The organism is Morganella sp. Je.2.23, assembly GCF_051129855.1.
GTDB lineage: Bacteria > Pseudomonadota > Gammaproteobacteria > Enterobacterales > Enterobacteriaceae > Morganella > Morganella sibonii.
Window position 1 is genome coordinate 1 of sequence record NZ_JBCPSQ010000002.1, and the last position, 24,065, is coordinate 24,065.

Annotated in this window: 20 protein-coding genes; 9 read left to right on the forward strand and 11 right to left on the reverse strand. The window is 50.4% G+C overall.

Annotated features, from left to right (window positions below):
• Together AAZR23_RS10550 and AAZR23_RS10555 are read left to right on the forward strand one after the other, a co-directional pair.
• The coding region (locus tag AAZR23_RS10550) for a YadA-like family protein (RefSeq protein WP_434692471.1) at positions 1-1,764 on the forward strand (1,764 nt) is incomplete at its 5' end.
• Positions 1,765-1,962: 198 nt separating this feature from the next.
• Entirely contained in the window at positions 1,963-3,303 is a 1,341-nt protein-coding gene (locus tag AAZR23_RS10555) for an anaerobic C4-dicarboxylate transporter (RefSeq protein ID WP_052926632.1), read from the forward strand.
• Between the two features lie 64 nt (positions 3,304-3,367).
• Here AAZR23_RS10555 and AAZR23_RS10560 read toward each other — a convergent pair whose 3' ends face one another.
• On the reverse strand, positions 3,368-4,927 hold the full coding sequence (locus AAZR23_RS10560) for a methyl-accepting chemotaxis protein (RefSeq protein WP_218426684.1): 1,560 nt from the start codon (positions 4,925-4,927) through the stop codon (positions 3,368-3,370).
• A gap of 459 nt (positions 4,928-5,386) precedes the next feature.
• Here AAZR23_RS10560 and AAZR23_RS10565 point away from each other — a divergent pair, with 459 nt between their 5' ends.
• Positions 5,387-6,859, forward strand: coding sequence for an amidohydrolase family protein (locus tag AAZR23_RS10565; RefSeq protein ID WP_046893032.1), 1,473 nt, complete (start codon positions 5,387-5,389; stop codon positions 6,857-6,859).
• Between the two features lie 93 nt (positions 6,860-6,952).
• Here the strand turns inward: AAZR23_RS10565 and AAZR23_RS10570 are convergent, their stop codons facing one another.
• Complete coding sequence (locus tag AAZR23_RS10570) at positions 6,953-9,130, reverse strand: TonB-dependent siderophore receptor (protein ID WP_434692477.1); 2,178 nt, start codon at positions 9,128-9,130, stop codon at positions 6,953-6,955.
• A 139-nt stretch (positions 9,131-9,269) separates the two neighbouring features.
• Positions 9,270-10,685 carry a DHA2 family efflux MFS transporter permease subunit gene (locus AAZR23_RS10575; protein ID WP_434692480.1) on the reverse strand — a complete coding sequence of 472 codons (1,416 nt, stop codon included), beginning with the start codon at positions 10,683-10,685 and terminating at the stop codon, positions 9,270-9,272.
• A gap of 123 nt (positions 10,686-10,808) precedes the next feature.
• On the opposite strand from AAZR23_RS10575, the gene AAZR23_RS10580 reads away from it, so the two are divergent.
• The gene (locus AAZR23_RS10580; protein WP_434692483.1) at positions 10,809-11,246 is read left to right on the forward strand and encodes a MarR family transcriptional regulator; all 438 of its coding nucleotides are present in this window, start codon (positions 10,809-10,811) and stop codon (positions 11,244-11,246) included.
• 73 nt (positions 11,247-11,319) lie between these two features.
• On the opposite strand, the gene AAZR23_RS10585 is transcribed toward AAZR23_RS10580, so the two are convergent.
• The 8 genes from AAZR23_RS10585 to aroQ all read right to left on the reverse strand — a co-directional run bounded on the left by AAZR23_RS10585 (position 11,320) and on the right by aroQ (position 18,148).
• Complete coding sequence (locus tag AAZR23_RS10585; RefSeq protein WP_434692486.1) at positions 11,320-11,670, reverse strand: hypothetical protein; 351 nt, start codon at positions 11,668-11,670, stop codon at positions 11,320-11,322.
• 170 nt (positions 11,671-11,840) lie between these two features.
• The gene (locus AAZR23_RS10590; RefSeq protein WP_434692487.1) at positions 11,841-12,899 is read right to left on the reverse strand and encodes a hypothetical protein; all 1,059 of its coding nucleotides are present in this window, start codon (positions 12,897-12,899) and stop codon (positions 11,841-11,843) included.
• A 393-nt stretch (positions 12,900-13,292) separates the two neighbouring features.
• Positions 13,293-13,589: a DNA-binding transcriptional regulator Fis gene (gene fis, locus AAZR23_RS10595; RefSeq protein WP_004240545.1), complete on the reverse strand. Its 297-nt coding sequence runs from the start codon at positions 13,587-13,589 to the stop codon at positions 13,293-13,295.
• Positions 13,590-13,609: 20 nt separating this feature from the next.
• Positions 13,610-14,581: a tRNA dihydrouridine synthase DusB gene (gene dusB / locus AAZR23_RS10600; protein WP_046893026.1), complete on the reverse strand. Its 972-nt coding sequence runs from the start codon at positions 14,579-14,581 to the stop codon at positions 13,610-13,612.
• 290 nt (positions 14,582-14,871) lie between these two features.
• Positions 14,872-15,756, reverse strand: a complete 885-nt coding sequence (prmA, locus tag AAZR23_RS10605) for a 50S ribosomal protein L11 methyltransferase (RefSeq protein WP_218426681.1) — start codon at positions 15,754-15,756, stop codon at positions 14,872-14,874.
• 77 nt (positions 15,757-15,833) lie between these two features.
• The gene (accC, locus tag AAZR23_RS10610) at positions 15,834-17,183 is read right to left on the reverse strand and encodes an acetyl-CoA carboxylase biotin carboxylase subunit (protein WP_107678579.1); all 1,350 of its coding nucleotides are present in this window, start codon (positions 17,181-17,183) and stop codon (positions 15,834-15,836) included.
• A gap of 11 nt (positions 17,184-17,194) precedes the next feature.
• The gene (gene accB / locus AAZR23_RS10615) at positions 17,195-17,656 is read right to left on the reverse strand and encodes an acetyl-CoA carboxylase biotin carboxyl carrier protein (RefSeq protein ID WP_107678578.1); all 462 of its coding nucleotides are present in this window, start codon (positions 17,654-17,656) and stop codon (positions 17,195-17,197) included.
• A 33-nt stretch (positions 17,657-17,689) separates the two neighbouring features.
• Positions 17,690-18,148 carry a type II 3-dehydroquinate dehydratase gene (gene aroQ, locus AAZR23_RS10620; protein WP_054424141.1) on the reverse strand — a complete coding sequence of 153 codons (459 nt, stop codon included), beginning with the start codon at positions 18,146-18,148 and terminating at the stop codon, positions 17,690-17,692.
• A 1,003-nt stretch (positions 18,149-19,151) separates the two neighbouring features.
• Here aroQ and mreB point away from each other — a divergent pair.
• From mreB to rng, 5 genes are all read left to right on the forward strand, one after another.
• Positions 19,152-20,195, forward strand: coding sequence for a rod shape-determining protein MreB (gene mreB, locus AAZR23_RS10625; RefSeq protein ID WP_004236290.1), 1,044 nt, complete (start codon positions 19,152-19,154; stop codon positions 20,193-20,195).
• Between the two features lie 113 nt (positions 20,196-20,308).
• Entirely contained in the window at positions 20,309-21,403 is a 1,095-nt protein-coding gene (gene mreC, locus AAZR23_RS10630) for a rod shape-determining protein MreC (protein WP_434692497.1), read from the forward strand.
• Entirely contained in the window at positions 21,400-21,888 is a 489-nt protein-coding gene (gene mreD, locus AAZR23_RS10635; protein ID WP_046893019.1) for a rod shape-determining protein MreD, read from the forward strand. The genes mreC and mreD overlap by 4 nt, the downstream gene beginning before the upstream one ends.
• Before the next feature lie 47 nt (positions 21,889-21,935).
• Complete coding sequence (locus tag AAZR23_RS10640; protein ID WP_434692500.1) at positions 21,936-22,547, forward strand: Maf family protein; 612 nt, start codon at positions 21,936-21,938, stop codon at positions 22,545-22,547.
• On the forward strand, positions 22,544-24,013 hold the full coding sequence (rng, locus tag AAZR23_RS10645; protein WP_046893017.1) for a ribonuclease G: 1,470 nt from the start codon (positions 22,544-22,546) through the stop codon (positions 24,011-24,013). The genes AAZR23_RS10640 and rng overlap by 4 nt, the downstream gene beginning before the upstream one ends.
• Positions 24,014-24,065 lie beyond the last annotated feature (52 nt).

A 24,065-nucleotide genomic window follows, 5' to 3' on the forward strand; every position in this document is an offset into this window, starting at 1 on the left:
AAAGCCAAAGATGCGGCAGTATTTGAATTCGGCGGTAAAAAACTCAGCGGTGTCAGCAATGCTGCGCTGGCAGCGGATTCCACCGAGGCGGTGAACGGCAGTCAGCTGTTTGCCACTAATGAGCAGGTAAAGGCGAATACAGACGGGATCACCCAACATACTGCTGATATTGCGGGCAATAAAGCCGATATCACTCAGAACACCACAGATATTGCAGGCAATAAAACCGCCATCACTCAGAACACCACCGATATTACGAAAAATACGTCTGATATAGCAGGAAACACGGCGGCAATTAATCAGAACACCACGGATATCGCAGGTAATAAAACGGTTATTACTCAGAACACCGCCGATATTGCAGGTAATAAGGCTGATATCACCAAAAATACCACGGATATTTCAAAGAACACCGGTGATATCACCACCATCAATAACAATCTGGCGGCGGGGACACTGGGTCTGGTGCAGCTGAGCAATGATGGTAAAAAAGTTGTGCTCAGTGATAAAGCCAAAGACGCGATGGTATTTGAGTTCGGTGACAAAAAACTCAGCGGTGTCAGCGATGGCACACTGGCAGCGGATTCTGCTGAGGCAGTGAACGGCAGTCAGCTGTTTGCCACCAACAGGCAGGTGACTGATAACACTAGCGCGATTGCCCAAAATACGACTGATATTACGAAGAACACCAATGAAATCTCTGCTATCAGCAAAAACCTGGATTCAGGCTCGCTGGGCCTGGTACAGCTGAATGCTGACGGCAAAAGAATCGTTCTCAGTGATAAAGCGGATGGTGCGCGTGTATTTGATTTTAATAACAGAACATTGAGTGGTGTTTCAGCGGGGCGGGTAGCGGCAGATTCATCAGAAGCGGTGAATGGCAGCCAGTTACATGCAACGAATCAGAATGTTGAAAAAAATACCCAGAGCATTAAATCGAATACGGATAAGTTAGCCGTTCATGAAAGCAGTATTACTCAGAATACAAATAATATTCAGGCAAATACAAATAAACTGGCTGAACATGACGCAGCAATTACAAAAAATACCAATGATATTAAGGAAAATACTAACCGTCTGAATAACCACGACAAAGATATTGCACAGAATAAACAGGATATCAAAACGAACACTGAAACGCTGAACAAGCATGATGTCATTATCAGCAAAAATACCAGTGATATTGAAAAAAACACCAGCACGATTGAAAAGCAGGGGGGAGATATTGCACGGCTTTCCTCTGAGATGGGAAATGCCGGTGTGGTAAAAATCAGTGATGATGGCAAACAGGTTGAATTAAGTGATAAAGCCAAAACAGCAACCTCATTTAATATCGGCAATAAGCGGGTATCAGGTGTCGCTGATGCGAAAAATGATAATGATGCGATCAATTACGCTCAGATGAAACGCAGTAATGAAACCACGCTGAAATCTGCAAATACCTATACAGACAAAAGAATTAGTCAGTTAGGTGAATACACGACTAACGGACTTAACCGGCTGAATGACAGAGTGGATGACCTGGATAACAAAGTGAACAAAGGTTTTGCGACCAATGCCGCCTTATCCGGACTCTTCCAGCCGTACGGGGTCGGAAAGATGAACCTGACTGCCGGTGTCGGTGGTTATAAGGATGAGTCTGCTGTCGCTGTCGGGGTGGGTTATCGCTTCAATGAAAGTGTGGCTGTGAAAGGCGGGGTGGCGACATCCGCCGGTAACGGTTCATCCACGATGTATAACGCATCGGTTAACTTTGAATGGTAATTACCTGCGGATAAATAACGAGGGGGATTATGTTTTCATAATCCCCCTCTTTTTTGTACCCCGTCACTGTTATAGAAAAACTGTTTTGTTTTCCGGCAATTTTTATCGTTTACATCAAAAAGTTGTTATTTTGTGCGCTTTATAGTGAAGCAGGTGATACAGACCAACGGATTTTTAAGTATCTAAAAGGAGTTAGTTATGGATTTTGTTATCCAGCTTGTCGTGGTATTGATCTGTTTATTTTACGGGGCGCGGAAAGGGGGCATTGCCCTGGGGTTGCTGGGCGGTATTGGCCTGGTACTGCTGGTTTTTGTTTTCCATCTGAAGCCGGGAAAACCGCCGGTGGATGTTATGCTGGTGATTATTGCGGTCGTGGCAGCATCAGCGACCCTGCAGGCATCCGGAGGACTGGATGTGATGCTGCAGATAGCAGAGCGTCTGCTGCGGCGTAACCCGAAATATGTTTCGATAGTGGCACCGTTTGTAACCTGTCTGCTGACTATCCTGTGCGGTACAGGGCATGTCGTCTATACCATCTTACCTATCATTTATGATGTTGCGATTAAAAATAATATCCGTCCCGAAAGGCCGATGGCGGCCAGTACAATAGGCTCCCAGATGGGGATAATTGCCAGCCCGGTGTCTGTTGCGGTGGTCTCCCTGGTCGCGATGCTGGGGGATGTGACCTTAAACGGCAAGCATCTGGGATTTGTAGATCTGCTGGCGATTACCATTCCGTCCACCCTGATCGGGATACTGTGTATCGGGATATTCAGCTGGTACCGCGGAAAAGATCTGGATAAGGATACTGAGTTTCAGTCGTTTATCTCAAAACCGGAAAACCGCGAATATGTCTACGGCGATACAGCCACGCTGCTCAATAAAAAATTACCCGCCAGTAACTGGCTGGCGATGTGGATCTTTCTGGCTTCGATTGCGGTTGTGGCATCTCTGGGAGCATTTCCGTGGCTGCGGCCGGTCTTTGACGGAAAACCGCTGTCGATGGTTTTGGTGATTCAGATCTTTATGCTGCTGGCCGGCGCGCTGATTATCATCTTTACGGATACCAAACCTGCATCTATTTCGAAAAATGAAGTGTTCCGCTCGGGTATGATTGCGATAGTGGCTGTTTACGGTATCGCATGGATGGCGGAAACGATGTTCGGTGCTCACCTTGAGCAGATTGAGAGTGTCCTGGGATCACTGGTCAAAGAGTATCCGTGGGCTTATGCCGTGGTTCTGCTGCTGGTGTCCAAATTTGTCAACTCTCAGGCCGCCGCTTTGGCGGCAGTGGTTCCGCTGGCGCTGGCTATCGGGGTGAATCCGGCTTATATCGTGGCATCAGCACCGGCCTGTTACGGGTATTACATTCTGCCGACCTATCCGAGTGATCTGGCTGCGATCCAGTTTGACCGTTCAGGTACCACCAAAATCGGCCGTTTTGTGATTAACCACAGCTTTATTGCACCGGGACTGATTGGGGTCGGGGTTTCCTGCGTATTTGGCTGGGTTTTTTCCGCCATGTACGGTTTTCTCTGATACTACCGGACAGTACAGCGATAACGGGCAATTTTGCCCGTTATCTGCCGTATCCTGATTATGATCAGGAAGCAGGGCTGCCGGTCAGCTGAAAGACACCGACCATTTCATTCAGTGTGCCGGCCTGCTCATTCAGAGAGGACGCCGCAGCAACAGATTGCTCCACCAGCGTGGCATTCTGCTGGGTGGCGGAATCAATCAGTCCGATAGCGCTGTTTATCTGAGTGATGCCGTCAGTCTGTTCATGGCTGGCATGGCCGATTTCATGCAGTAAATCATCCATCTGGCTGACATTGCTGATAATGCCGCGCAGTGATTCAGCGGCTTCCTCCACCAGCTGTAATCCCTCGCGGGTCTGACCGGCAGAGTTTTCAATCAGTGTGCGGATTTCACTGGCAGAATCGGCACTGCGCTGCGCCAGCAGACGGACTTCACCGGCGACCACAGCAAAACCGCGCCCGTGCTCTCCTGCTCTGGCCGCTTCCACGGCGGCATTCAGTGCCAGAATGTTAGTCTGGAATGCGATTGAGTCAATCAGATTGATAATATCTGACATCCGGGTGGCTGTGGTGTTGATAGTGCGGATCTTATCAGTCACCTGCTCCATCATGTCGCCATTATGTTTTACCACCCCGGCAGTATCTGCCGACAGCGTGGTTGCTTTGAGGGTGTTCGCCGCCGTATTTTTCACCGTCGCGGTGATCTGCTCCATTGAGGCGGCGGTTTCTTCCACAGATGCGGCCTGCTCTTCCGTACGGGCAGCCAGATTCTGGTTACCGGCGACAATCTGTTCTGCGGTGGCAGACAGGCTTACCGCACCGTTTTTCATCTCTGTCACGATATCCTGCAAATGTCCCTGCATTTCGGCCAGCGCATTAAGCAGTACCCCGGTTTCATCATGATGCGTGATATTTATCTTCTGTGTCAGATCACCCTGTGCAATGGCACGGGCAATGCTGACAGCTTTATCCAGCGGACGGGTAATACTGAGCACAATAATCCGTGCCAGTACGGCACTGACGATAGCACTGATGATAGTCAGGGTGATCAGCAGGAGACGGTTGGTTTTAAAATTACTTTCCACCTCGTGTCCCGCTTCTTTCATATGCTCATCCTGAATGGCAATCAGTTTCATCACATTGTCGCGGTAAGCGCTCTGAATACCGGAAGTGGTATTCACCATCTCATTGATTGCAGCGGCTTCATCACCATTTTGAGAAAACTGTACCATGCGGCGCTGCGAGGTGAGGTACTGCTGACGGACAGAGCTGATTTCTTTCAGGATAGTCTGAGACGCATCATCGGTCAGCGTTTCATTAAATTCATCCAGAATGAGGGTGATTTTTTTGCTGGTTTCAGAGGCACCTGCGGCCATCTGACGAAGTTGCGGATTTTTGTCGTCCAGCAGAAGGAGCTGTTGAATACCGACAAAATCATGAAAATAATCAATCAGTAAGTTTGCTTTGACTGTAACGGGATAATCGTTGTCAAGGATATCGCGGATACCGTCATCGGCTTTGTTCAGACTGATAACAGACAGTGTGGCGCTGATAATCATCAGCAGAATAGAAAAGCTGAAAGCCATAAAAAGTTTCGTACTGATTTTAATGCTGCGCAGAAACATAATTCCCCCGGATACTCAGTAAATGACTGGTTATCGGAAATGATATGGAAAACTTTATCAATAAATGAAATTTATTTATCAGCGTTAGGTAATAACAATATAAATAACAAAGAATTATTGTAATTTTTTATACTTTTTCGTCCTTTGACAGTAATTTTTACGGTGCTTAAGACCTTTATTTTGTGTGTTATTGATGTTTTGTGCTGATTTTTTGTTTGATGAAGACATAAAAAATGAGTAAAAAACGTATGAGTTTCTCATTTTTTCTCTGTCAGAAATCATGGGATATTTTGCTGAAAAATAAGAATTATTTTCTTTTTTATGTCGCCGGAGAGAATTAACGGACTTCAGCCCCGGGAAATGACATGCATTTTATGCTGCCGATTTACAGGTTGATTTTATAATCAGATTGTAATGTACTGTTCGGTACACTTTTAAAAATCAACCAGAGAGGCCAGAATGGAAAATAATAAAAAAATTATTCGTGGCGGCACAATCATCACTATGGATGAGGCCACCGGCGATATTATCAACGGCGCGATACTGATCGAGGGCAACCGGATCAGCGCAATCAGCGCGGATATACAGGCATTTGATCATCATACCGATGCGCAGGTCATTGATGCACAAGGGGCTATTGTTACTCCCGGCATGATCGATGCTCACCGCCATAACTGGATGGCACTGTTCCGCGGTGTTTCAGCGGAAGAGTCGTTACCGGCATTTCTTATCAATACGTTCCATGCATTCGGCGCAATGATGACAGCAGATAATATGTATGCCGCTGTCCTGAACGGTAATATCAGCGCCCTGAACGCCGGTACAACCACCGTTTATGAGGTGAATGACTGTGTCAATTCACCGGAACATGCCGCTAATGCGGTTGCGGCAATGAAAGCCAGTGGTATCCGCGGTGTCTACGGTTACGGTATGCAGGTGTATGATTTTAAACCTGCCGGATTTGCGTCCATGGATGAACGGCGTGATTGCGCCCGCGAGATTTCAGAAACTCTGTTCCGCGATCAGGATCGCCTGTCTGCCGGTATGCTGATTTCTGATCCCGGTACTGTACCGTTTGCCGAATCGGCAAAACAAATCCGTCTGGCGGATAAACTCGGTCTGAAGCACGCTTCCCATACAGGTGCCGCCAAAACCTCGGTTCTGCTGCGCGGCCTGCGTGAACTGGATGATCACGGCTTATTACTGCCGGGGCATATCCACGCCCACAGTAACGGGCTGACCGGCGAAGACTGGAAACTGATCGCCAAAAGCGGCGGTCATGTGGCGAGTACGCCGTCCAGTGAGTTGCAGATGGGGATGGGTTTCCTGCCTTATCAGCCGTGTGCGGAGTTTGGTATTCCGTTTGCGCTGGGTACGGATTTCATCGGTGTGACAACGGATGACCTGTTCACTCAGATGAATATGGCACTGCAAATCGAGCGGGCACTGGCGAATGAGAAAGTACACCAGCGCGATACCATGCCGTTTGAAATTACCCCGACAATCCGTGAAGCCCTGCACTGGGCAACGCTTGGTGCGGCACAGGTACTGGGGCTGGAAAACGAGATTGGCTCCCTGGTGGCCGGGAAAAAAGCAGACATCATTATTATCCGCCACCGGGATGGTTTTGTGGCACCGGTGCATGCAGCAGGCAGCGTGGTACAGATGACGCACGCCGGTGATGTCGATACCGTATTAGCCGATGGTGTGATCCGCAAACAAAACGGTGTCTTAACCGGATTTGATCTTCCTGAGGTGACCCGCTTATCCCATAACGCTCTGGCTGAGCTGGAAACCCGTATCCGTGACCGGAAAATCCTGAATGCACAGGAAGTGGAAGCCTTCTTCCGTCTGGCTGAGCGGATGGCATCCTTCCATTTCGCACAGGCTTACAGTGATGAATTTTTTGTACAGGCAATGAAACAGTCCTGATACGCAGTACGCTGCGGCGGGCAGCGGTCTCTCTTAGTGATCCCGCCTTTTCGGGGATTCCGGTGTCATACGGAATCCCCTTTTTTATGCCTGTTACCAGTGAAGCGTCAGTGTGGTGGTTATCTGACGATCATTGCCCCAGCTGCATGCCGCATCGGTAAAGCAGGCGGAAACATAATGTTTATCGAACAGATTATTGATATTCAGCGCGATTTCCGCATCCTCAAGAGCAGGGAGGTTATCAAGCCGATAGCTCAGCATCATATCCGCCACGGTATAAGCCGGAACGGTGAAGCTGTTGGCATCATCCCCTTGTGTTTTACCGTTATAACGCACGCCGCCGCCGATAGTCAGGCCGCTGAGCGGGGTACTGTCAAAGGTGTAATCTGTCCATAATGAAGCGGTGTGCACCGGTACCATCGCGGGGTGATGATTGGCATTCTCCTCCTGCTGACGGAAACGGGTATCGGTATAGGCATAGCCGGCAATCAGGTTCCAGTTGTAGGTCAGTGCCGCTTTGGTTTCCAGCTCAATCCCCCGCGAACGGATTTTCCCGCCCTGAACACTGAAAAACGGATTCAGCGGATCACGGTGCAGGTTATTGTCTTTGGTCAGCTCATACACGGCGAGTGTGGCAGACAGCGCAGCATTGTCCGGTAAGTATTTTAGTCCGGCCTCATATTGTTTTCCGCGTGACGGTGACAGCGGTTTTCCGCTGACAGTAGCCGCAGTGCTCGGCTCAAAGGATTCACTGTAGCTGAAATACGGGGAGAAACCATAAGGCAACTGATAGTTCACACCACCGCGCCAGGTAAATTCCCTGTCTGTCTGGTGATGCGTGCTGTCTGTGCCGCTGAGGTTATCGTGGCTGCGGGATTTACTGGTATTTTCGTCATAGCGGCCGCCGAGGGTGAATGTCCAGTCATCCAGGAAAAACTGATCCTGGGCATAAATCCCGGTCTGATGATTTTTATTCACCGTGCCGCTGTCTGCCAGCGGTAACACGGTCAGATTACCGTATTGCGGGGATCGCAGATCCAGCGGTGCGGCAACACCCATCTCATTGGTCATCCGGTTGCGAAGCTGTGAGTAATCCACACCGGCCATCAGGGTATTATGCCAGCCGTGGCCGCCGGTATTGTGAATGACATGGGTGTCGGTCACCAGGCCGGACAGACGTTCGTCATTACGGATATGGCTGCGGGCAAGGGAAGAGGAGAGATTTTGCGGTGATACACCGTAACAGGCCGCCGGATTGCTGCTGCATAATCCGCTGCCGTAAATGGTGCGCCAGTTAGTGCTGATGTGCTGATAACGCAATCCCTGATGCAGCGACCAGTTATCATTGAATGTATGATCAAACTGCCAGCCGATCAGCCGCTGCTGCCGTTCAAAGCGGTTATAGCCCGGTTCACCTTCATTAAAACCAACGGGTAATTTCCCGGTGGCACCGCTGTCAACTGTCCCCTCCCGCGGCAGCCAGCCGTAATAGCCGTTGCGCGGGGCATTCATGGCCTGAGCGGTAAGCAGCAGGGATGTTGCTTCGTCCGGCTGCCAGAGATAAGAACCCTGTAAGGCGTAATACCGTTCCCGCTCTCCCTGTTGCTGCTGATGCTGATCATGCAGTGTTCCGGTCAGGCGGTACGCCTGCGTTTCCTCATCATTCAGGGCATCGCTGAGATCAAACCCGGTCTGCCACAGATGGTGATTCCCTCCCTGTAAGCGGATTTCCCGCAGCGGGGTCATCTGCGGGCGTTTGGATGTCATGGTAACGACGCCGCCCGGGTTGGATTGTCCGTAAAGCACCGACGCCGGGCCTTTCAGTACATCAATCCGCTGCATAAATTCCGGCAGCATCCGGCTCTCCGCATACATATCCCCCTGAACTTTCAGACCATCAAGGTAAATATTCTGGCTGACATTATGGAAGCCGCGCATCATGACACTGTCGAAAACGGACGAGCTGCCGGACGTACCGGTCACCACGCCGGGGGTATATCCCAGTGCCTGTTTCAGCGTGGCGGGATTGCGGGCGGTGATTTCCTCTTCACTGACTACCGAAACAGAGGACGGGACTTTGTTCAGCGGTGTGGCGGTTTTGGTGGCGCTGTCGCTGTGTGTGGCGCGGTAAGTGCCGTTACTGCTCAGCGGGCTGACGGCAGGCGGCGCGGCGGTGACGACGATTTCATCTTCAGCGGCATGGCAGACGCCGGCAACCAGTAAAGCGGCGAGAGAGAGCCGGAACAGGGAAGTACGGTAATGTGCAGTCATAAATCAATATCTCATTGAATGATAATTATTACCGTCATGAATGGTATGTGTGCTGATGACGGCAGTTATAAACAGGTATAAATAGCGATAAATAATGAAAAAAGGCTGCCGGAGCAGCCATCAGAATGAGTTCAGGTGATTACGTCGCATCATGGTGCGGATGCGGTTTTTTCAGGAAGAAGGCGAAAACCAGTGATAACAGGCCGAGCAGAAGGATAAACCAGAACACAGCGTGGATACCGGAAGCCAGTGCAGCAGTAGCTGTCTGTTGCGCCAATGCCGCATCGCGGTAAAAAGACATCAGGGTAATGGCTGATGCTGTGCCGACCGCTCCCGCCACCTGATAAAAAGTATTCCAGACCGCAGAGCCGTCCGCATACAGCCGGGCGGGCAGAGCGCTCATCGCGGTAGTCTGCGCGGGCATGATCACACAGGTGACACCCAGGCACAGGAGCATAAAGGCGGCGACAATCTGCCATACCGGCGCATTTTCACCGACAGAATACAGAAACAACGCCGCACTCATCAGCATAAACAGGGAGCCGCAGACCACAAACGGACGCGAATCAAACCGGTTATACAGAAAGCCGATCAGCGGTGAGAACACCACATTGATAATATTGCCCGGCAACAGCAGAATCCCGGCCATTGCAGCACTCAGCATCAGCACATCTTTCAGGAAGACCGGCAGGATAATCGCAGCAGACAGCACACTCATCATGCTCAGGATCATCATGAGCAGACCAATAATAAACAGCGGATTACGGAAAACATCCGGGTGGATCATCGGCATGGACATGTGTGTCTGGCGTCGGGCGAAAAGACCCAGACAGATCACCCCGGCCAGCAGAGAGCCCCAGACGGCAGGATCGCTCAGGCTGTGTTCAGCCAGGATCGCCAGCCCGTAGATGAGACCGCTGAATCCGGCGGATGAGAGCAGGAGAGATGTAATATCAATCCGCGGCCGTGTGATTTCACCAATAGGCGCAATAGATTTCAGGGCGAACACAATAATCGCGGCGTAGGCCAGCGCGCTGAGCCAGAAGATGGCATGCCAGCTGAACAGGGTGATAATAAAGCCGGAAATGGTCGGCCCCAGTGCGGGTGCCAGCGTGATCGCAATACCCACCATCCCCATCACCATACCGCGCTGATAGACCGGGAAAATGAGTAATGCCGCACTCATCATCACGGGCAATATCACGCCGGTACCGACAGCCTGGATAACCCGTCCGAGCAGTAACACCACAAAACCGGGTGACAGTGCGGCAATCAGGCAACCGGCGAGTGAAACGCACAGCGCCGTGAGGATCAGCACCCTGGTATTAAACCAGCGCACCAGAAAGGCCGATACCGGCACAAATACCGCCAGTGTCAGCAGATAACCGGTCACCAGCCATTGCGCCTGACCGGCGGAGAGAGAGAATTGGCTCATCAGATTGGTGAGCGCCATATTTAATGCGGTTTCCCCGAACAGACCGGTAAATGTCCCGGCCATCAGTACGCTCAGCATCATTTTCGGGTGGCGTACCTGTATTGTTGCCTCTTTTGTCACAGTCTTATCCTATATTTCATCAACCAGGTTGACGATGTGGAAAGTAACGTACTTTGCGACAATGGTCAACTAAGTTGACGATGTGTTTTTGGTATACTGCACAAAAAGGAAAGAGGTGATCACGTGAAAATTGCATTGAACGACCTTGATTTTATTGACCTTATCAGTGAGCGGCACACGCTGCTCCGCGAGCGGATTGATGCACTCTGGAATGTCCGGAGCGAAATTCACATGAGTAATTCGGAGTGGTACATTTTATCGAGGGTGTATGACCAGCCGGTATCCGTGGCGGATATTTCCGCCACGGTGACCATCTCCCGCCAGGCGATTCATAAATTCATCCGGCAGATGGAAGAGAAAGGGCTGATCACCATTTTTGATCTTCAGGGCAGCAAAAAACTCAAGGGTGTAAAAATGACGCCGCTCGGACAACAATGCTACGACGCTTATGAAGCGATCAAAACCGGATTGTGTGATGAAGTTGCGGCCGCTGTCGGGCAGGAAAACCTTGCATTGATAGTCCGCTTATTTCAGCAGCCCTGGTTCGATGAAAAGCAGTAGAGACGGGAACCCGGGAATAATTTACACCGTGTCTGTAACGCCTTTGCTGTTGCTCAGAAAAGGCGTTTTTTGTTCAGGTATGGCTGGTGGCAGAGATACGGGTGAAGAGCCAGCGGAGCACCTCATCTGTCAGCAGCCCGTCATCTGCGGGCGCCGCATTCTCCCGGAAATGCTGCCATAAAATACCGTTTTGTGCAGGGATTTGCCGGTGCAGGCGCTGCAATATTGTCAGCTTAAGGCTGATATCCTGCGGATCAGGAAAACGCGGCAGCGCCTTTCCGTACAGATATTGCAGGTCTGCCTGCAATTGCGGAATGTGTGACGGCGCAAAGTTCAGTAATTGTCCGCTTTGCGTCAGTGACGGGGAATTGTCTGTCTGAACGGTCTGTAATGACCGGTATAATACCTGTTGCAGTGTGTCCATTTCGTTTTCCTGATAATCCGGGCGGTTGTGGCGGAGATATTAGCGGACAGAAAAATCAATGCTTCGCTGTCCGGCGAAATATCCGCAGCTATCATGGAAGAGGAAATAAAACAGAACACTCCGGTTATTGCTTTTTAATGATGTCCGGCGGCGGAACCGGACACGGTAAATCAATGCGTATCAGTGAGATATTTAATACCTTTTGCCAATGCTGTTTTTGTAAAAAATCCCGCTCTCAGTTTCGCAGCGTAATGACCGACGTTTTTCACCATTTCGCTGTAGTCCTGTTCAGTCAGATTATCCAGCAGTTCATCGATGTCGTTAATATCATCAATAATTAATCCCGGATTATCGCTTTTTATCCGTTCTGCATGAGGTGAATGGCTATCCACAATAACCGTAATACCGGCCGCCAGATAAAGTGATAATTTCAGCGGATTGTTATAATGACCATAGCGTTCCGCGCCATTGAAGAATCTTTTTTCGGCCACATTATTTTTATTCTGATAAGACATCAGACCAAACCCGCCATTCAGTATTCCGGGCAGCAGATTATTATCATATGAACCTGGTGCATTCAGGTTTTCTTTTGCCTTTTCTGTTTCTGTCAGCCCTTCCGGATCACCGATAAGTGTGATAATCGTTTTTCCGTCATAAGATGAGAAATCTGTTTTACATAAATTACCGATAAAAGTCACTTCCCTGCGGTATTCTTTATCCGGATTTATTGTTCCTTCAATCTGATAATCCCACAGTCCCAGGCTGATAAGCGGTGTTTTTACACCGCCGTCTTCTCTCAGCCGTGCAGACATTTTTTCATTCGGAGAAAAAATAAGATCACACCGGTTCATCAGCAAAAACTCTTCGTCGTGTGTAAAATCCCGGTCCCGGTCATCCAACAGCCAGATTAAAACATCCCAGAGAACCAGCGCAACTTTTACACCTGGCATCGCCAGCAATTCAGTAATAAATAAGTGCTCAAAATCGCGGTTTACCCAGGTGGGATATTGAACAATAACGATGTCTCCGGCAGAAACGGGAGCACACAACGTGTTTATTTTTTCCCGTGTGATAATGTCAGACGTATTATCTGTATTATCAAACGTATAATAAAGCGGAGAAACACCGGCCTGCGAAGCGAAAAAAGACATATCTCTGTTGGCTATCAGGCCGCTGTTTTGGTTGTAGCATACAGCAGGGCAATCTGCGGTAGTGATCCATACTGTCATATGACATCCTGTTTTTTATTCACCGGGGCTATATTCTGTTATACCCTGATAATATTAAACAGACAAATAGGGTACGGAATAAATAAGTAAGTATCTGATATCTCGTTTTAATCTGAAAAAATTCAGTTAATAACGTGTTCAGAAATAAGAAAATATTTCTTTGAATAAAAATGTTGCTATTATTTTTACGTTATATCCGGATGGATAATAATATCAAAAATCTTTTAAATACAGAGTGTTGGTATTTTTGCGGTGTATTACAGATTAATCTGTATAAACCGATAATGAAATGAATGATAAAAACGGCCGGCTGACGGGGTGCTGATATTAACAAAAAAGCCCTTTCAGTCATCCTGAAAGAGCTTTTCGGTTCAATGCATTGTACGGTACTACTTAGTTCATGCCGTATTTTTTCAGTTTTTTACGCAGTGTACCGCGGTTGATACCCATCATCAGGGCAGCGCGGGTTTGGTTACCACGGGTGTATTGCATAACCATGTCCAACAGTGGCTGTTCAACTTCAGCCAGTACCAGCTCATACAGTTCATTAACATCCTGACCGTTTAATTGAGCAAAATAGTTCTTCAGTGCCTGCTTAACTGAATCACGTAACGGTTTCTGTGTTACCTGATCTTGTGAATTTACAGTAGCGACGGTTAGTACGTCAGAATTTACGCGTTGTTCGAACATAGTTCTGTCAGCTCTTTTCTTTATTTACGCAAAAAATTTTCAAAATATGCTTCCAACGCCTCCAGCTGTTCGCCGGCATCCTCAATGGCGTTGAATGAGCGCCGAAACTGAACATCAGGCGCATGTTCCTGCATGTACCAGGAAACATGCTTGCGGGCTATGCGGGCTCCCTTGCCTTGACCATAAAAGTCATGCAATTCCCGCACATGCTCGCACATTATGCGTTGTACCTCTGCACCGGGCAGCGGCGGCAACAGTTTACCTGTGTCCAGATAGTGCTGGATTTCCCGGAAGATCCAGGGTCTTCCCTGGGCAGCACGACCGATCATCAGCGCGTCTGCGCCGGTGTAGTCCAGTACTGCCCTGGCTTTAAGCGGGTCAGTAATGTCGCCATTGGCAATAACCGGGATGGCAACAGTCTGCTTAACTGTCCGGATGTTGTCGTATTCGGCTTCACCATTAAACAGACAGGCACGGGTCCTGCCATGAATTGTAAGAGCCTGAATACCGCAACGCTCGGCCAATTGGGCAATCGTGACACAGTTCCGTTCTTCCGGTGACCAGCCGGTGCGAATTTTCAGTGTGACGGGCACGTCCACTGCATTAACCACGGCTTTCAGAATCTCTTCCACCAGCGCCGGATAACGCAGCAGGGCGGAGCCTGCCAGCTTACGGTTCACTTTTTTGGCAGGACACCCCATATTAATATCGATGACCTGCGCACCACCGGCAACATTAATCTTTGCCGCGGCCGCCATTTCACCGGGATCATTACCGGCTATCTGCACAGAACGGATACCTGGCTCATCACTGTGTACCATGCGTAATCTCGATTTGTCCGTCTTCCAGACCTGCGGATTGGAAGAGAGCATCTCTGAGACGGCCATACCCGCACCCATTTCATAACACAACGACCGGAAAGGCCGATCGGTGATGCCTGCCATAGGGGCCGCGATAAGGCGGTTTTTCAACTGGTATTGTCCGATACGCATAGACGAAGAAGTGTGGCCATACTGTGACTGCAAGGGCGCGTATATTACGCATTTTTTCAAAGATATGAAAGGACAAACTTTGAGCAAATCGACCTTTCAGGCGAAATTTTTTTTATTGCTTTTTTCGGATTTTATTAATTAATGTTTTGTAACAATAAGTTAGCGTAAAATAGCATACTGTGCGGTTTTCTGATTTAATTTTCAGAATAAAATGCGTTTGCGTGAAACTGCTTAAAATATATTCACTGAATCACGCAAACGCACGATTTATATACCAAAAAGTAAGAATATCAGCCGCGTTTTGTTGCGGTGATCCGGCACCATTCTTCTTTTTCGGCAATCTCATCAATCTCAAAGACGTCACGGTAAGCATCTGCCACACCCTCTGCCTGGGTTGCGAGCACACCGGATAATCCGAGTAATCCGCCTGCCTGCGGCAGTGCACCGATCACCGGTGCCAGTTCACGCAGCGGACCGGCCAGAATATTTGCCACCACAACGTCCGCAGAGAGCGTCTGCGGCTTTTTATCAGAGAGATAAAGGGTCAGCCTGTCTGATACGCCGTTGCGCTCAGCGTTGTCCCTGCTGGCCTGAATCGCCTGCGGGTCAATATCGATACCGATAGCTTCTTTTGCACCCAGTTTCAGGGCGGCGATTGCCAGGATACCGGAACCGCAGCCGAAATCGATCACCGTTTTGCCGTTCAGATCGAGGCCGTCGAGCCATTCCAGGCACAGGGACGTCGTCGGGTGAGTACCGGTACCGAATGCAAGACCGGGATCGAGCATCACATTGACCGCATCCGGGTCGGGGATCTCACGCCAGCTCGGGCAGATCCACAGGCGCTGACCGAAACGCATCGGGTGGAAGTTATCCATCCATTCACGTTCCCAGTCTTTGTCTTCGATCTGTTCGATCTTATGGATAAAGTTTTCACCCAGCAGCGGGTGCTGCTGTAATTGCGCAACAACCACCTTCATATCCGTTTCGGCGTCATACAGGCCGATAACGTCGGTATCACCCCACAGGCGGGTTTCCCCCGGCAGCGGTTCAAAAATCGGGGTGTCGTGGCTGTCCTGAAAGGTGACGGAGACGGCACCGGTTTCAGTCAGTTCATCACCGATAGCTTCGGCATCAGCACCGGTGGAATTTAAGCGTATTTGGATCCAGGGCATAGCATACTCTTTATAAAAAACTCGCTATAAAAAAGCCCCTGTATGACAGGGGCCTGAGAAAGAAAAGCGACAGAAAATCAGACCTCGTGCAGGCCGAGTTTCTTCTCCAGATAATGGATGTTGGTGCCGCCTTTGCAGAAGTTCTCATCATTCATAATCAGCTGGTGCAGCTCGATATTGGTTTTGATACCGTCGATAATCAGTTCCGCCAGCGCATTTTTCATACGGGCAATAGCAATTTCGCGGGTTTCACCATACGTGATGAGCTTACCGATCATGGAATCATAATACGGCGGAACAGTATAACCGGCGTAAATATGAGATTCCCAGCGGACACCGAAACCCCCCGGAGAGTGGAAACGGGTAATTTTGCCCGGGCTCGGTAAGAAGGTGTGCGGATCTTCGGCGTTGATACGGCATTCGATCGCATGACCTTTTACTTTGATATCTTCCTGTTTTACAGAGAGCGGCAGGCCGGATGCGACACGCAGCTGCTCTTTGATCAGGTCAACACCGGTGATCATTTCAGTGACCGGGTGCTCTACCTGAATACGGGTGTTCATTTCGATGAAATAAAACTCGCCGTTTTCAAACAGGAATTCAAATGTACCGGCACCACGGTAGCCGATATCGATACAGGCTTTGGCACAACGCTCGCCGATGCTTTTGCGCAGCGCCGGGGTGATACCCGGTGCCGGGGCTTCTTCCACCACTTTCTGGTGACGGCGCTGCATGGAGCAGTCACGTTCTGCCAGATAAACAGCATGGCCCTGACCATCCGCCATCACCTGGATTTCAACGTGACGCGGGTTTTCAAGGAATTTCTCCATGTAAACCATGTCGTTGTTGAAAGCCGCTTTGGCTTCAGCTTTGGTCATTGCAATCGCTTCTTCCAGATCTTCATCATTGCGGACAACACGCATACCGCGTCCGCCGCCGCCGCCGGAGGCTTTGATGATGACCGGGAAACCGATACGTTTGGCGATAGTGTGGTTCAGCGGCATATCGTCGCTGAGTGGGCCGTCAGAACCCGGTACACACGGAACGCCGGTTTCTTTCATCGCACGGATAGCAGAAACTTTATCGCCCATCAGGCGGATAGTGTCTGCTTTCGGGCCGATAAATGTGAAGCCGGAGCGTTCAACCTGCTCGGCAAAATCAGCGTTTTCAGATAAGAATCCGTATCCCGGATGGATTGCCTGTGCGCCGGAAATTTCAGCAGCAGAGATAATGGCAGGGATATTCAGATAACTTTTCGCAGAGGCTGCCGGACCGATACAGATGGTCTCGTCAGCCAGCAGAACGTGTTTTAAATCACGATCCGCGGAAGAGTGAACAGCAACCGCTTTGATTCCGAGCTCTTTACAGGCCCGCAGAATCCGCAGTGCAATTTCACCCCGGTTGGCAATAAGGATTTTTTCCAGCATGATTCGCCCCGTTATTCGATGACGACCAGTGGCTCGTCAAATTCGACAGCATCGCCGTCTTTTAACAGAATTGCTTTAACCACACCGGCTTTATCAGCTTCGATCTGGTTCATCATTTTCATGGCTTCGACGATGCACAGGGTGTCGCCGACATTGACCTGTTTACCGACTTCAATAAAGGCTTTCGCATCCGGGCTTGGTGAACGGTAGAACGTACCGACCATCGGAGAGCGGACAACATGACCGGCAATTTCTTTTTCCGGTACGGGATCAACCAGGCCTGCAGATGGCGCAACGGCGTTTGCTAAAGCGGGTTGCTGTGCCTGCGGCATAAATTGCTGAGGTGCAGCGAAAGTCTGTACCGGTAAGGCGCGGCTGATGCGCACTGACTCTTCGCCTTCAGAAATTTCCAGCTCAGAAATACCGGACTCTTCGACCAGCTCGATCAGTTTTTTTATTTTACGAATATCCATGAGATGATTCCGTACTCTTAGTGTTGAGTTTATTTAGTGTTGAGTTGATTGTGACAGACGGTGAACCGCTGCCTGTAAAGCATAACGGTAGCCTTCCGCACCCAGCCCGCAGATAACGCCGGTGGCGATATCAGAGAGATAAGAGTGATGACGGAACGGCTCCCGTGCGTGTACATTCGACAGATGGATCTCGATAAACGGGATGCTGACGGCCAGCAGGGCATCACGCAGAGCCACACTGGTGTGAGTGAATGCGGCCGGGTTTATCAGAATAAAATCGGTGTTGCCCCGTGCAGCATGGATTCTGTCGATAAGTTCGTGCTCGGCGTTGGATTGCAGATGGCTCAGTGTTACACCGCACTGACCGGCATCGCGGGTCAGCGTTGTCACGATATCCGCGAGAGTGAGCGTCCCGTATTTATCGGGTTCCCGCGTGCCCAGCAGGTTAAGGTTCGGGCCGTTCAGTAACAATATATGATAACTTTCGGTCATCCTGCTGCTATCTCCTGCAATCTAACGTAAACGCACAAGATAACGCGATGTTAATGCGTTGTCACCTTTTTCTCACCACCGGCGATATTAATTTTTACAGGAGAAGGGCGACATTATAAACATTTCATCGCAGTTCGCAGCAAAATACTGGTCTGAACAGGACAGAACCGCGACAAGGCAGACCAGTTCATCATCTGTATTACCGGAATAATTTGCCGGATATTCCCCGCAAATGTTATCCGTTAGCTGATAGTAGTCTGCCGGCACGTCTTTTAACAGGTACGCCGGAATGCCGGGGTGTGTTTCTGCCGGTTTGCTCACATAACCGCCGCTCAGGGAGCGGATTTTACGTAAAGTACACAACAGATACCGGGCCGCAGTATGTATTTACCGGTTACTGCGGAGCGTTATAGTGCCTCTGTACTGTCTGATTGACAAGTCCCGTCACTATTCCGGCGATCAATACAGGCAGGACGCGGTATAGCGTATCTGTATCGGGTTAACAAATATTTATATCTGTGGCAATTTTGAGACTATTCTGAGTAAAGGATGCTGCTGATTCATCATAATCCGGTGAATAACCCGGTATTTTTACCGTCTTATCGGTGATTAAGCAGATTGTTTTAATGCGAGGATAGAGATAACGGGCGTCAGGCTGATTGTAAGATTGCGTATATTATATAGAATCCGGTTGAACTTGATGCATAGTTACAGGTCAACTATCCGGACGTTTGCGGAGATTAATGAAAAAATACGGGCAACAGCCGGATTTTTTACATTAATTTTAATCTGCCTGTGCGTAATTCATCAATTATGTGAAAAAGTCTGCGTTTTTATGCAGCTTTATACTGCGCAGTATATAAAAATTATCTAGAATAGACCGCTCCCTGATGTGATGTGGACACGCTGTTGGCAAGGTGCAATCTGTGGCTTGTCGCAAAGAAACGTGGTTGGTAAAGTAGACGGGTTTTCCCGTCCCCGGCTTGCAGGATTATCCTTTTGTATGTTTAAAAAAATTCGTGGCATGTTTTCCAACGACTTGTCGATTGACCTGGGTACAGCCAATACCCTTATTTATGTCAAAGGACAAGGCATTGTTCTGGATGAACCGTCTGTCGTGGCTATCCGCCAGGATCGTCCGGGTTCAACCAAAAGTGTTGCTGCTGTTGGTCATGAGGCCAAACGTATGCTGGGTCGTACCCCCGGCAATATCGCAGCAATCCGTCCGATGAAAGACGGTGTTATCGCCGACTTTTTTGTGACCGAAAAAATGCTCCAGCATTTTATCAAACAGGTTCACAGTAACAGTTTTATGCGCCCGAGCCCGCGTGTTCTGGTGTGTGTGCCGGTGGGAGCAACCCAGGTTGAACGCCGTGCCATCCGTGAATCTGCGCTCAGCGCCGGTGCACGTGAAGTTTATCTGATCGAAGAGCCGGTTTCAGCGGCTATCGGTGCCGGTTTACCGGTATCAGAAGCGACCGGTTCCATGGTGGTGGATATCGGCGGCGGTACCACTGAAGTGGCCGTTATCTCCCTGAACGGCGTGGTTTATTCTTCCTCTGTCCGTATCGGTGGCGACCGTTTCGACGAAGCTATCATTAACTATGTGCGCCGTAACTATGGCTCACTGATTGGTGAAGCAACCGCAGAACGCATCAAACACGAGATCGGTTCGGCTTATCCGACAGACGAAGTGCTTGAGATTGAAGTCCGCGGCCGTAACCTGGCTGAAGGGGTTCCGCGCGGTTTCACCCTGAACTCCAACGAAATTCTGGAAGCCCTCCAGGAACCGCTGACCGGTATTGTCAGTGCAGTGATGCTGGCGCTGGAGCAGTGCCCGCCGGAGCTGGCATCTGATATCTCCGAACGCGGAATGGTACTGACCGGTGGCGGCGCACTGCTGCGTAACCTGGATCGCCTGCTGATGGAAGAAACCGGTATTCCGGTGATCGTTGCGGAAGATCCGCTGACGTGTGTCGCCCGCGGCGGCGGCAAAGCTCTTGAGATGATCGATATGCACGGCAGCGATCTTCTCAGTGAAGAATAAGCGGACTCCCGTCCGTTCAATACTGCAGGCCGGGGGAGTCCGCTCCCCCTGTCCGCCGGATTCACACTCTGTCTTCCCGGACGGAATTACTGTAGTGCCTGATATCGCATCTTATGAAGCCGATTTTTAGCCGGGGACCTTCCCTTCAGATTCGCATTATTATTGCGGTTATTTTTGCCATCGGACTGATTGTGGTTGATAACCGTGTTGATGCTTTTACCAAAATCCGTAACTATCTGGATACGGCGGTCAGCCCGTTCTATTTTTTAGCCAACGGTCCGCGCCAGTTACTGGACGGTATTTCTGATAACTTCGCGACCCGTGAACAGCTGGAATTTGAAAACCGCGCTCTGCGGCAGGAGCTGCTGGTAAAAAACAGTCAGAATCAGCTGCTTGAACAGTTCAAGCAGGAAAATTCCCGGCTGCGTGAACTGCTCGGTTCGCCGTTGCGTCAGGATGAGCACATGATGGTCACGCAGGTAATGGCGGGGGCCAACACCCCGTATCGTGACCAGGTCGTTATCGACAAAGGCAGCCGTGACAACGTGTATGACGGCCAGCCTGTGATCAGCGATAAAGGCGTGGTGGGACAGGTGGTTGCCGTGTCCCAGTTAACCAGCCGTGTTTTGCTGATCTGTGATACCAGCCACGCACTGCCGATTCAGGTGCTGCGTAACGATATTCGTGTCATTGCATCCGGTACCGGATGTACTGACGATTTACAGCTTGAACCTCTGCCGAATAATATTGATATCCGCGTGGGAGATGTGCTGGTCACATCCGGCCTCGGCGGCCGCTTCCCGGAAGGTTACCCTGTCGGGATCGTGTCTGCGGTGAAAGTGGACAGTCAGCGCGCTTATACCATTATCAGTGCCAAACCGACGGCAGATCTTCAGCGTCTGCGTTATCTGCTCTTATTATGGGGCGGAGACAGTAATCCGCGTGATCCTTCCGGCCCGTCTGAAGTGTACCGTGCAGCGAATGAACGCATCATGCAGGTTATGCCTCAGGTGATCCCGTCCGTTCCGGCACCGGAAACCGATCCTGCCGCTGTTCCGCCTGTTGCCCCGGCACAGCCATCTGCCCCGGCACAGCCAAAACCGGCACAACCAAAACCGGCAAACAACCCGGTCGCCGCGCCGGGTGCGCAGGAACCGGCTGCTGAAACCGCACCGGCCCGGCCGCTGAGGATGAGGCCGCAGCAATGAATACCTACCGGGGACAAAACCGGATTATTGTCTGGCTCTCTTTTCTGATAGCACTGGTACTGCAAATCATGCCCTGGCCGGAGCAGCTTCAGTTTTACCGGCCGTCATGGGCGATGCTGTTCCTGATCTACTGGGTGATGGCGCTGCCGCACCGGGTCAGTGTCGGTTCAGCTTTCTTCCTCGGCATGATCATTGATTTGATTGAAGGCTCCACGCTCGGCGTGCATGCCCTGAGCCTCTCTATTGTCACGTATCTGGTATCATTCAGGCATCAGCTGCTGCGCAATATGGCGCTCTGGCAGCAGTCGCTGGTTATCATTGTGTTGTCAGCGCTGATGCAGTTCTTTGTTTTCTGGTCAGAATTTTTATTGTCCGATATTGTGTTTCATCCGGAAGTCTTCTGGAACAGTCTGGTCAATGGTATCTTATGGCCATGGATTTTCTTATTACTGCGTAAGACCCGCCGCCATTTTTCTGTTCATTAGTCAGGGGACGGCGGCGTGATACGTTAACAAAACGTCAGGACGTCTGAATGCTGCCGATTTACCTTGCTTCAACCTCTCCCCGCCGCCGGGAACTTATCCGGCTGCTGAATGTTCAGTGTGAAACACTCTCCCCCTGTATCGATGAAATCCGCCGTGATGATGAACCCGCCGCGGATTATGTGGTGCGTCTGGCACGGGAGAAAGCACAGGCCGGGGTGGCGCTGGCAGCGGAAGACCGGCCGGTTATCGGCTCTGATACCATTGTGGTGCTCGGCGGGGATATCCTGGAAAAGCCCCGGGACGCGGCGCATGCTTTTGCTATGCTCAGCGCATTGTCCGGTTCCACGCACCAGGTGATGACGGCTGTCGCGGTTTCTGACCGTTTACAGACACTCAGTACACTGATTGTGACGGATGTGACATTCCGCCGGTTATCGGACGACGAAATAAACGAGTATATTCAGACAGGTGAGCCGATGGACAAAGCCGGTGCGTACGGCATCCAGGGCTTTGGCGGGCGTTATGTCCGCAAAATTAACGGTAGCTATCATGCTGTGGTGGGATTACCGTTAGTGGAGACAGAAGAATTAATCAAACGGTACACGGATACCCTGAGCGGGGTTGTACCGGCACACATTGATGGGAAAGAAATACCATGACAGCCGAGCTTTTAGTCAACGTGACTCCGTCTGAAACACGCGTGGCTTATATTACTGGCGGGATACTTCAGGAAATTCATATTGAGCGCGAGGCTAAACGCGGTATCGTCGGCAATATCTATAAAGGGCGTGTGAGCCGGGTACTGCCCGGTATGCAGGCGGCCTTTATCGATATTGGCCTGGATAAAGCAGCCTTTCTGCATGCCTCGGATATCATTCCGCATACAGAATGTATCTCCGGGGATGAAAAAGAGAAATTCCGCACCCGGGATATTTCGGAACTGGTACATCAGGGGCAGGATATTATTGTGCAGGTGGTCAAAGATCCGCTGGGTACCAAAGGTGCGCGGCTGACCACGGATATCACACTGCCTTCCCGCTATCTGGTGTTTATGCCGGGCGCATCTCATGTAGGGGTTTCCCAGCGTATTGAGAGTGAAGAAGAGCGTGAACGCCTGAAAAATCTGGTGGCGGGTTATTGTGATGAGGATGGCGGTTTTATTATCCGCACGGCGGCGGAAGGCGTCGGGGAAGAGGAACTGACATCGGATGCTGCGTTTTTGCGCCGGTTGTGGACCAAGGTTATCCAGCGTAAAAAGCGTAATACCACCCGCACCAAAATCTACGGCGAACTGGCACTCGCGCACCGCATTCTGCGGGATTTTGCCGGTGAGTCACTTGACCGCATCCGGATTGACTCCCGCCTGAGCTTTAAAGAGTTACAGGAATTTGTGGATGATTACATCCCGGAAATGACCGCCAAACTGGAACTGTACCAGGGCAGTCAGCCGATTTTTGATCTCTACGATACTGAAAATGAAATCCAGCGGGCGATGGAGCGCAAGGTCGAAATGAAATCAGGCGGCTATCTGATTATCGACCAGACCGAAGCGATGACCACCATCGACATCAACACCGGGGCGTTTGTCGGACACCGTAATCTGGAAGAAACCATTTTCAATACCAATATCGAAGCGACTCAGGCTATTGCACGGCAGTTACGTCTGCGCAACCTCGGTGGTATCATCATCATTGATTTCATTGATATGACCGATGAAGATCACCGCCGCCGGGTGCTGAGCTCCCTGGAACTGGCGCTGGCGAAAGATCGCGTGAAGACCACGATTAACGGTTTTTCACAGCTCGGGCTGGTGGAGATGACCCGCAAACGCACGCGGGAGAGCCTGGAGCATGTGTTGTGCGAGAAATGCCCGACCTGTCAGGGGCGCGGCAGTGTCCGCTCCGTGGAAACGGTCTGCTATGAGATCCTGCGCGAGATTGTCCGCGTGCACCGCCTGCTGGATGTTGATCGCTTCCTGGTCTATGCGTCACCGGCGGTGACCGAGGCATTGCAGGGGGATGAGTCCCATGCACTGGCAGAGGTGGAGATTTTTGTCGGCAAACAGGTTCAGGTCCGCGCTGAACCGCTCTACAGTCAGGAACATTTTGATGTCGTAATGATGTAATTCATTGGCGGTACACTGCCGTATATAAACGGATATACGGTTCCGCCAGCCT

Bases quoted from the DNA above. Each gene is read 5' to 3' on its own strand.
- mreB (WP_004236290.1), top strand. From the start codon at position 19,152: ATGTTTAAAAAAATTCGTGGCATGTTTTCCAACGACTTGTCGATTGAC.
- rng (WP_046893017.1), top strand. From the start codon at position 22,544: ATGACAGCCGAGCTTTTAGTCAACGTGACTCCGTCTGAAACACGCGTG.
- accC (WP_107678579.1), bottom strand. From the start codon at position 17,183: ATGCTGGAAAAAATCCTTATTGCCAACCGGGGTGAAATTGCACTGCGG.
- dusB (WP_046893026.1), bottom strand. From the start codon at position 14,581: ATGCGTATCGGACAATACCAGTTGAAAAACCGCCTTATCGCGGCCCCT.
- aroQ (WP_054424141.1), bottom strand. From the start codon at position 18,148: ATGACCGAAAGTTATCATATATTGTTACTGAACGGCCCGAACCTTAAC.
- accB (WP_107678578.1), bottom strand. From the start codon at position 17,656: ATGGATATTCGTAAAATAAAAAAACTGATCGAGCTGGTCGAAGAGTCC.
- AAZR23_RS10555 (WP_052926632.1), top strand. From the start codon at position 1,963: ATGGATTTTGTTATCCAGCTTGTCGTGGTATTGATCTGTTTATTTTAC.
- AAZR23_RS10565 (WP_046893032.1), top strand. From the start codon at position 5,387: ATGGAAAATAATAAAAAAATTATTCGTGGCGGCACAATCATCACTATG.
- AAZR23_RS10585 (WP_434692486.1), bottom strand. From the start codon at position 11,670: ATGGACACACTGCAACAGGTATTATACCGGTCATTACAGACCGTTCAG.
- fis (WP_004240545.1), bottom strand. From the start codon at position 13,589: ATGTTCGAACAACGCGTAAATTCTGACGTACTAACCGTCGCTACTGTA.
- AAZR23_RS10640 (WP_434692500.1), top strand. From the start codon at position 21,936: ATGCTGCCGATTTACCTTGCTTCAACCTCTCCCCGCCGCCGGGAACTT.
- mreD (WP_046893019.1), top strand. From the start codon at position 21,400: ATGAATACCTACCGGGGACAAAACCGGATTATTGTCTGGCTCTCTTTT.
- mreC (WP_434692497.1), top strand. From the start codon at position 20,309: ATGAAGCCGATTTTTAGCCGGGGACCTTCCCTTCAGATTCGCATTATT.
- AAZR23_RS10570 (WP_434692477.1), bottom strand. From the start codon at position 9,130: ATGACTGCACATTACCGTACTTCCCTGTTCCGGCTCTCTCTCGCCGCT.
- AAZR23_RS10590 (WP_434692487.1), bottom strand. From the start codon at position 12,899: ATGACAGTATGGATCACTACCGCAGATTGCCCTGCTGTATGCTACAAC.
- AAZR23_RS10560 (WP_218426684.1), bottom strand. From the start codon at position 4,927: ATGTTTCTGCGCAGCATTAAAATCAGTACGAAACTTTTTATGGCTTTC.
- prmA (WP_218426681.1), bottom strand. From the start codon at position 15,756: ATGCCCTGGATCCAAATACGCTTAAATTCCACCGGTGCTGATGCCGAA.